Genomic DNA, 8,038 nt, shown 5'->3' with positions numbered 1-8,038 from the left:
CCTGATGGCGACCATCGGGCCGGCCGTCGAAGGCGGCGTCGTGCTGTCGGGCCACACAGACGTGGTGCCGGTCGACGGGCAGCCGTGGAGCACCGATCCCTGGACGCTCACCGAGACGGGCGGCCGGCTCTACGGGCGCGGAACCTGCGACATGAAGGGATTCCTGGCGCTGGCGCTGGCCGCGGCGCCCGAGCTTTCGAAGACCGCGAAGAAGCCGGTACACCTGGCCTTCTCGTACGACGAGGAGATCGGCTGCCTGGGCGCGCCGCACATGATCGAAGTCATCCGCCGCGAGCTGCCCGAGCCGGCCGTCGTGTTGGTGGGCGAGCCAACCAACATGGAGGCGGTGAACGGCCACAAGGGCATCGCCACCTTCCACGTCACCGTCACCGGCCGCGAATGCCACTCGAGCCAGCCGCATCTGGGCGTCTCGGCGGTGATGGAGGCGGTGAAGCTGATGGCCTCGCTGAATGCGCTGTCGGCGCGCCTGCAGGACGAGGCCGATCCGGCGTCGCCGTTCACGCCCAAGGGCCCGACCCTGACCATCGGCATGGTCAACGGCGGTACGGCGCACAACATCATCGCCCGCGAGTGCCATTTCGTGTTCGACGTCCGCTCGCCCGGCCCGCGGACGCCAGCCGAGATCGTCGCGCCGTTCCTGGCCGAGGCCGAGGCGATGGATCGGGCGCTGAAGGCCCGCTTCCCCGAGGCGGGCGTCGTCGTCGAGCTGCGCACCGATGTGCCGCCGTTCATGCCCGAGCGGGACGGGGCCGCCGAGGTCTTCGCCCGCCGCATGGCCGGCGACAACGGCCCGCCGCGGGTGGTGGCGTTCGCCGCCGAGGCGGGGCAGTTCCAGCAGGCCGGGTTCTCGACGGTGATCTGCGGGCCGGGCTCCATCGATCAGGCTCACCAGCCGGACGAATACGTCGAGGTCGCCCAGATGCAGCGTGGGGCCACTTTCATGCGTCGCCTGATCGAGTGGGCTAGCGAAGAGGCCTGAGGGGCCGGATCACGGGGCGGCGGCCGGACAGGTCCCGCGGGTTCCAGGTCATCGCGCCCGCCACCTGGCCCAGCGAGGCGCGGCGCAGCTTCTGCACGTCGCGGCGGGTGCGGAAGATCTTCGGTGCGCCGGCGAACGCCGCCCGCACCGCGCGCAGGATCAGCCGGATGTGCGGTCGGTTCTCGCGGCGCGCGTAGATCAGCATCAGCGCCAACAGATGCAGCGGCACGACCAGCGGCAGCAGCAGCGCCGGCGTGTTCTTGAACAGCACCCAGAAGCGGTTGCGCGTGCCGTGGAAGACCGCGAACTCCGACTTGCGGCCGCCGGTCGAGGCCGAACCCACATGGTGGATGGTGGCGTCCGGCACCAGCAGGGTGGGTTCCCCCGCGAGCTGCAGTCGGTAGCCCAGGTCCACGTCCTCGCCGTAGCAGAAGAAGTCCTCGTCAAAGCCGCCGAGCCTGAGGAACAGCGTCCGGTCGATCATCATCGCCGCGCCGCAGGGGCTGAACACCTCGCCCTCGCGCGCCTGGCCCTGGTCGGGGTTCAGGTAGCCCCCGCGATAGGGAATGCCGGTGATGCTCATCACGTCGCCCAGGCCGTCGAGCAGGCCCGGCTCCTCAGCCACCATCTGGCGCGAGGTGAACGACTGGACCTGCGGGTGGCGTCCGGCCGCCGCCACCAGGCGCTCCAGCCAGTCGGGCTCGGCGTAGGCGTCGGGGTTCAGGAGTACGTACCAGCGCCCCCGCCCCTCGCGGGCGCCCTGGTTGCCGGCGCCGGTGAAGCCCAGGTTCTCGGCGTTGCGGATCAGCCGAACCCAGGGAAACCCGGCTGCGATCGCCGTGTCGCCCGGATCGGGCGAGGCGTTGTCGATGACGATGGCCTCGAAGTCGCGGAAGGTCTGCGCGCCCAGGTGCTCGAGGCAGGTGTGCAGGGTCGGTCCTGAATTGAAGGCGATGACGCAGACGGTGACCGCCGGGGCCTTGTCATCGTCCGTTCGCTGCGCCATGCGACGACTTCACCTGCTCCCAGTTGGATTCCCATGACGACGATCACGCCGCTCGCCATCCCCGACGTGCTGCTTATCACGCCCAAGCGCCATGGCGATGCACGCGGCTGGTTCTCGGAGACCTGGAGCGAGCGGGCGCTGGCCGGGACCGCGGCGGACACCACCTTCGTGCAGGACAACCAGGCCTTCAGCGCCGCGAAAGGCACCCTTCGCGGGCTCCACTTCCAGACCGGCGCTGATGCGCAGGGCAAACTGATCCGGGCCCTGCGCGGGGCGATCTTCGACGTGGCGGTCGACGTCCGGCAGGGTTCGCCCACCTACGGGAAGTGGGTCAGCGCCGAGCTGACGGCCGAGCGTGGCGAGCAGCTCTGGGTCCCGCGCGGGTTCGCCCACGCCTACTGCACGATCACGCCGGACTGCGAGATCTTCTACAAGGTCGATGCGCCCTACGCGCCGCAGAGCGAGGGTGGGCTGATCTGGAACGACCCTGACCTGGCGATCCCGTGGCCCGTCGACGGTGAGCCGCTGTTGTCCGACAAGGACAAGCTGCTGCCGCGGCTGAAGGACTTGGGCCCGGTCAGCTTCGCCTAACGCGCGGCCGCGAGCAGCTCCGGCGGCAGGACGTCGGTCGCCTTGTGGTCGGCCGGCGTGCCGTCGACGAGCATGATGACGCCGTCGGCGTTGTCCGCGCGATGGGGCAGGATCGCCTGGTAAGCGGGGCTGTCGTACCAGACGCGCGCGGCGGCGATGTCCGGGAACGCGATGACGATCAGGGTCCCGGTCCAGCGCCCTTCCTTCACCTCCGGCGGCTCGCCGTGGATGATGAAACGGCCGCCGAACGGGGCGAGCGTAGCGTCGATCCCCTCCAGGTAGCGGACGACGCCGGGTCCCATCCGGACCTCGGTGAGATGGCCGATGGCGTAAGCGGTCATGGGGCGCTCCTTTTCGCGGCTGTGACGAAAGGATGGGACGCCACGTGCACAGGGTCGATTACGCCGGAGGTAACGGAACGGCGTCAGTAGGTGATGCTCGGGTACCAGTCGGTCCCGCGGCCACCCGGCGTCAGGTCCAGGATGTTCCACAGCACCATCAGGTCCGGCGCGCCGCGCGGGTCCTGGCCCGGGTCGGCGGTATCGAAACCCATCTCCTCACCCCAGAAGTGACGGATGGTCCCGTCGCGCCGGGTGAAGACGTTCGTGGCGGCGGTGTCGGTCCCGTCCTCCATGATGGCCCGGTAGTCCTGGCTGAACCGCCCGTTCACGTCGGCATAGAGCGGCAGGTTCTTCCAGCCGCGCTCCACCTTGAAGGCGATCTGCCGCTCGATCGGCGAGAGGCCGACGATCGCGAGGGCGACCCGCTGGCGGATGTGGTCGGCGTTGCCGTCGAGGCTGCTGAGGAAGGCGGTGCACATGGGGCACGGCCGCACGCGCTTGGGGCTGTACATCCAGTTGTAGACCACTAGGGTGTCCTTATCCCCGAACAGCTCGGCGAGGCCGACCGGATTGGCCCCGGCCACGCTGCCGCCTTCCCCCATGAACTGGTAGTCGCCTTTCACCTCGCCGCCCGGCGGCAGGGCGCGGCGCTGGGCGGCGACGCGCTCGATGTGGCGGCGGAGCTGGATCTCCTCGACGAGCAGCGCCTCGCGGGCCTCGCGATACTGGGCGCTCTCGTTCGGCTGGCTGGCGGCGTTCTTCCGCACCAGCGCCTCGGCAGGCTGCAGGGCAAGATCGTCGGGCATGACTTCGTCTCCCATTTTGAACCTCTTCAACCGGCCACCCCGATCTCAAGGTCCCTGGGCGGCCCACTCTCCGAGGACGTCCGGGTCGGCCTCATCCCGACAACGCGCTGTCCGCAGCTCGTCGAATTCCGCCTTGCCTAGCAGCCCCGACAGCGCCCAGACCGCCGCGCCGCGCACCAGCGGCGACGGATCGTCCAGCAGGCGGCGAGCCTCAGCGGCCAGCGCCGGGTCGCCCGAGTTGCCGATCGCGTAGAGCACGTTGCGCACCAAGCGGTCGCGGCCGATGCGCTTGACCGGACTTTTGGAAAAGAGCGCCCGGAAGGCCGGGTCGTCGAGGCGGGCGAGTTCGGCCAGCGAGGGAGCCTTCAGCGCGTCGCGCGCCGCCAGCTTCTGCTCGCGGGCGACGCTCGCGAACTTGTTCCAGGGGCAGACGGCCAGGCAGTCGTCGCAACCGTAGATGCGGTTGCCCAGAGCCTCGCGGAACTCGCGCGGGATGGGCCCCTTGAGCTCGATCGTCAGGTACGAGATGCAGCGCCGCGCATCGAGCTGGAACGGCGCGGGGAAGGCGTTCGTCGGGCAGACGTCGAGACAGGCGTGGCAGGAGCCGCAGTTCATCGGCTCGGGCGAGTCGGGCCGAAGCTCCAGCGTGGTCAGGATCGAGCCCAGGAACAGCCACGAGCCGAACTCGCGGCTGACGAGGTTGGTGTGCCGCCCCTGCCAGCCGACGCCCGCCCGTTCGGCCAGCGGCTTCTCCAGCAGGGGCGCGGTGTCGACGAACACCTTCAGCTCGCCGCCAAATCGGGCCTGCAGCCAGCGGGCCAGCGCCTTCAGTCGCGACTTGATCACCTCGTGGTAGTCGTCGCCCTGGGCGTAGACGCTGATCGCGCCCCTCGTCGGCTCGCCCAGGATCACCATCGGGTCGGCGTCGGGCCCGTAGTTGACCCCCAGGACGATGGCCGAGCGGGCGCCCTCCCACATGGCGCGGGGATGCTTCCGCCGCTCGACGGTCTCGGCCATCCAGCCCATCTCGCCGTGCCGGCCGGCGTCCACGAAGTCCATCAGCCGCGCGGCGGCGGGCCAGGCCTCGTCGATGTCGGTGAAGCGGCAGAGGTCGAAGCCGAGGGCCCCAGCCTCTTTTCTTATCAGGGCCTCGGCCCGGATCAGCTCTTCGCGCTCAGAAGTCGAGGTCGTCATAGTGGCCGGCGGGCGCCAGCCCCGGCCAGCGGTCCGCCAGGAGCGGCCGGAAACACGGCCGGGACTTGAGTTTCATGTACCACGTCTTCGCGGCGGGGTAGTCGCGCCACGGCACGTCCCCGAAGTAGTCGATGACCGACAGATGGGCTGCGGCCGCGAAATCCGCCAGCGACAGCCGCTTGCCGGCCAGCCACTCGCGGGCCTGCAGCAGCTCGTCCAGCACGAACAGGTGGTTCTTCAGCCCGTCCTTGCCCAGGCGCAGGTTGGCGAGCTCGGGGGCGCCCAGGCCCAGCAGTCGCTTCTCGATCTTCTCGTGCAGGATGTAGCCCGAGACCTCGAACTCGAACTTGCGCTCGAACCAGGTGATCAGCCGCCGCGTCTCGGCGCGCTCGGCCGGGTCGGGCGAGAACAGGCTTGGCTCGGCGTAGGTCTCCTCCAGGTGGTCGACGATGGCGCGCGTCTCGCACAGCGCCAGCGGCGGGCCCTCGCCCTCCTTCTCGACCAGCACCGGGACCATGCCCGACGGGTTCAGGCGCGTGAGCTCGCGCGGGCGCTCCCAGTAGCGGACCGGATTGTCGACGAACGGCAGCCGCTTCTCGCCCAGCACCAGGCGCACTTGGCGCGAGGCGGGATCGAGGGGGAAGTGATGCAGGGTGCGTTCGACGGTCATGGGGAGTAGGGGCGCGCTCATACGCGAATCAACGGACTCCCAACAGACGCCGCTCGCCTTAAGGGCGCGTTTACTGTGTCGCACCGGTTTCCGCGAAGGCGCCGCCATGCGGTTCGGCGCGGCCGCGCGGGTCGGCGTGGATGATGATGTCGGCCGTCGGGAACGCCGCCAGAATCCGCTTCTCGGCGGCGACAATCACGGCGTGCGCGGCTTCCAGCGTGAGTTGCGGGTCCAGGTCCACGTGCATCTGGATGTGGATGTAGGGCCCCGAGGCTCGGGTGCGCAGCTGATGCACGTCGGTGAGCCGCGCGTCTTCCGTGGCGAGGCTCACGATGCGGGCGCGATCGGCGTCTGGCAGTTCGCGGTCCATGAGCTGACTGGAGGCCTCCCGGAACACGCCCACGGCGCCCCAGAGCAGCAGCGCCGCAATGGCGATGGCGGCGGCGGCGTCCAGCCCGTTCATGCCCAGCAGCGCCGAGGCGGCGATGCCCGCGAGCGCGATCACGTTGGAGGCGACATCCGTGGCGTAGTGGGCGCGGTCGCCAGAGACAGCCACGGAGGACGTGCGACGGAGCACGCGCGTCTGGGCCACGATCAGTCCCAGGGTCAACACGGTCGAGATCAGCATCACGCCGATCGCCCAGCCTTCCTGCCGCAGCGGGTGCGGGTCGAGAAGGTCCGTAGCGGCTTCGCGCGCGATCAGGGCGGCCGAGGCGAAGACCAGGCCAGCCTGCATCAGGCTCGCGAACGCCTCGGCCTTGCCGTGGCCGAAGCGATGTTCCGCGTCGGGCGGTGCAACCGCGTAGCGCACGGCGAAGGCGGTGGCGAGCGATGCGATGAGGTCCAGTCCGGAGTCGGCCATCGAGGCCAGGAGCGCCGTGGAGTCGGAGGCGAGCCACGCGGCGAACTTGATGACCACCAGCACCGCGGCCGTCGCTACGGACAAGAGGGTGACCCGGCGGGTGAGGGCGGCGCTTTCGGACGGCGAGAGGCGGGGTGCGCTCATGCTCCCAAAGTAGCGGCTGCGGTCGTTGCGCGAAATCACGACGCGCGACGGATCGGTCTGTAGGGTAGCGGGCCATGCTGGGCATGGTGCTCAAGTCCCCACGCACGCCGCTCGTCGCCGAGGCCTGCGCCGACCCCGAACCGGGGCCGGGCGAGCTGCGCCTGCGGGTGGCGGCGTGCGGGGTGTGCCGCACCGACCTGCACGTGGTCGATGGCGAGCTCGCACCCCGGAAGTCGCAGGTCATCCCGGGCCACGAGATCGTGGGCCGCGTGGACGCCATCGGGCCCGGCGTCGAAGGCGTCCGGCTGGGCGAGCGGCGGGGCGTGCCCTGGCTGGGCGGGACCTGCGGCGTCTGCCCGTACTGCCGTGAGGGGCGGGAGAACCTCTGCGACGCGCCCGTTTTCACGGGCTGGACCCGCGACGGCGGCTACGCGGACACGGTGATTGCCCGCGCCGACTACTGCTTCCCATTGCCCGATGGCCTGTCCGACCTCGAGGCGGCGCCGCTGCTGTGCGCCGGCCTGATAGGCTTCCGGTCGTGGCGCAAAACCTGCGAGGGCGGGACGGTGCGCGCCCTGGGCCTCTATGGCTTCGGCGCGGCGGCCCATCTCCTGGCCCAGCTCGCGGTGCACGAAGGCCAGGCGGTCTTCGCCTTCACGCGTCGCGGCGACACGGCGGCCCAGGACCTCGCCCGATCGCTCGGCTGCGCCTGGGCCGGCGCGGCCGAAGATCCGCCGCCCGAGCCGCTGGACGCCGCCATCATCTTCGCCCCGGTGGGCGCGCTGGTCCCCGCGGCGCTCTCCGCCGTCCGCAAGGGCGGGATCGTCGTCTGTGGCGGCATCCACATGAGCGACATCCCGCAGTTCCCGTACGCCCTGCTCTGGGAGGAACGCCGGCTGGTCTCGGTGGCCAACCTCACGCGGCAGGACGCTCGCGACTACCTGCCTTTGGCGGCCGCCGTGGGCGTGAAGGCGCATGCGGTCGCCTATCCGCTGCGCGAGGCCAACGCCGCGCTCGACGATCTGCGCGCCGGCCGGCTGGTCGGCGCCGCCGTGCTCGTGCCCTGATTTGACGGCCCCGACGTCAAGCGTGAGACTGATCGCCGTTCTCTTGGGGATCGGAGACTCGCGATGGCCGACGGCAACATCACCAAGGACGCCATGTACGGAGCCGTCGCGCCCGACGACTTCGAGTCGATGCTGACCCTGGACCGCTACGGCGAGCGCTCGACGGCTTTCGACAAGATCATCAGCGCCACCCACGACCACTTCTGGGACCCGCTCGACAAGAAATACATCGACTTCGACGAGCCATGGGACATCAAGACCCAGGCGCTGATGCCCGAAGATCAAGTCGGCTTCCTGAAGCTGCCTTACGTGGCCGAAACGCTGAGCGACCCGCTGCAGCGCGTCGCCTTCATCAAC

General features: G+C 70.1%; 9 protein-coding genes and 1 pseudogene. 4 read left to right on the top strand and 6 right to left on the bottom strand.

From position 1 onward, the window contains the following. Nucleotides 1-1,000 (top strand): acetylornithine deacetylase (argE, locus tag VGD44_RS05730; RefSeq protein ID WP_331084797.1); only part of this gene is annotated, 1,000 nt, incomplete at its 5' end. Here argE and VGD44_RS05725 read toward each other — a convergent pair. Further along, nucleotides 984-2,006 (bottom strand): glycosyltransferase family 2 protein, encoded by a 1,023-nt coding sequence (locus VGD44_RS05725; protein WP_331084795.1) that lies wholly within the window; start codon nt 2,004-2,006, stop codon nt 984-986. The genes argE and VGD44_RS05725 overlap by 17 nt on opposite strands. A 33-nt stretch (nt 2,007-2,039) precedes the next feature. Here VGD44_RS05725 and rfbC point away from each other — a divergent pair, with 33 nt between their 5' ends. Next, on the top strand, nt 2,040-2,597 hold the full coding sequence (gene rfbC / locus VGD44_RS05720) for a dTDP-4-dehydrorhamnose 3,5-epimerase (RefSeq protein WP_331084793.1): 558 nt from the start codon (nt 2,040-2,042) through the stop codon (nt 2,595-2,597). On the opposite strand, the gene VGD44_RS05715 is transcribed toward rfbC, so the two are convergent. The 5 genes from VGD44_RS05715 to VGD44_RS05695 form a co-directional block, all read right to left on the bottom strand. Beyond that, a complete protein-coding gene (locus VGD44_RS05715) occupies nt 2,594-2,938 on the bottom strand; it encodes a DUF1330 domain-containing protein (protein ID WP_331084791.1) in 345 nt (114 codons plus the stop codon). The genes rfbC and VGD44_RS05715 overlap by 4 nt on opposite strands. 83 nt (nt 2,939-3,021) lie before the next feature. After that, nucleotides 3,022-3,744 (bottom strand): DUF899 family protein, encoded by a 723-nt coding sequence (locus VGD44_RS05710; protein WP_331084789.1) that lies wholly within the window; start codon nt 3,742-3,744, stop codon nt 3,022-3,024. A gap of 45 nt (nt 3,745-3,789) precedes the next feature. Then, on the bottom strand, nt 3,790-4,938 hold the full coding sequence (gene queG, locus VGD44_RS05705) for a tRNA epoxyqueuosine(34) reductase QueG (protein WP_331084787.1): 1,149 nt from the start codon (nt 4,936-4,938) through the stop codon (nt 3,790-3,792). Continuing rightward, entirely contained in the window at nt 4,919-5,608 is a 690-nt protein-coding gene (locus VGD44_RS05700) for a glutathione S-transferase family protein (RefSeq protein ID WP_331084799.1), read from the bottom strand. The genes queG and VGD44_RS05700 overlap by 20 nt, the downstream gene beginning before the upstream one ends. 70 nt (nt 5,609-5,678) lie before the next feature. After that, nucleotides 5,679-6,614, bottom strand: a complete 936-nt coding sequence (locus VGD44_RS05695; protein WP_331084785.1) for a cation diffusion facilitator family transporter — start codon at nt 6,612-6,614, stop codon at nt 5,679-5,681. Nucleotides 6,615-6,688: 74 nt separating this feature from the next. Between VGD44_RS05695 and VGD44_RS05690 the strand changes: the two genes are divergently transcribed. Both VGD44_RS05690 and VGD44_RS05685 read left to right on the top strand, forming a co-directional pair. Then, entirely contained in the window at nt 6,689-7,681 is a 993-nt protein-coding gene (locus VGD44_RS05690) for a zinc-dependent alcohol dehydrogenase family protein (protein ID WP_331084782.1), read from the top strand. 63 nt (nt 7,682-7,744) lie between these two features. Beyond that, nucleotides 7,745-8,038: pseudogene (locus tag VGD44_RS05685) on the top strand (ferritin-like domain-containing protein); the annotation flags it as partial.

Source organism: Phenylobacterium sp., assembly GCF_036402295.1.
Taxonomy (GTDB): domain Bacteria; phylum Pseudomonadota; class Alphaproteobacteria; order Caulobacterales; family Caulobacteraceae; genus Phenylobacterium.
The sequence above is the reverse complement of the archived record's forward strand: the minus strand, read 5'-3'. Positions and strand labels throughout refer to the sequence as shown.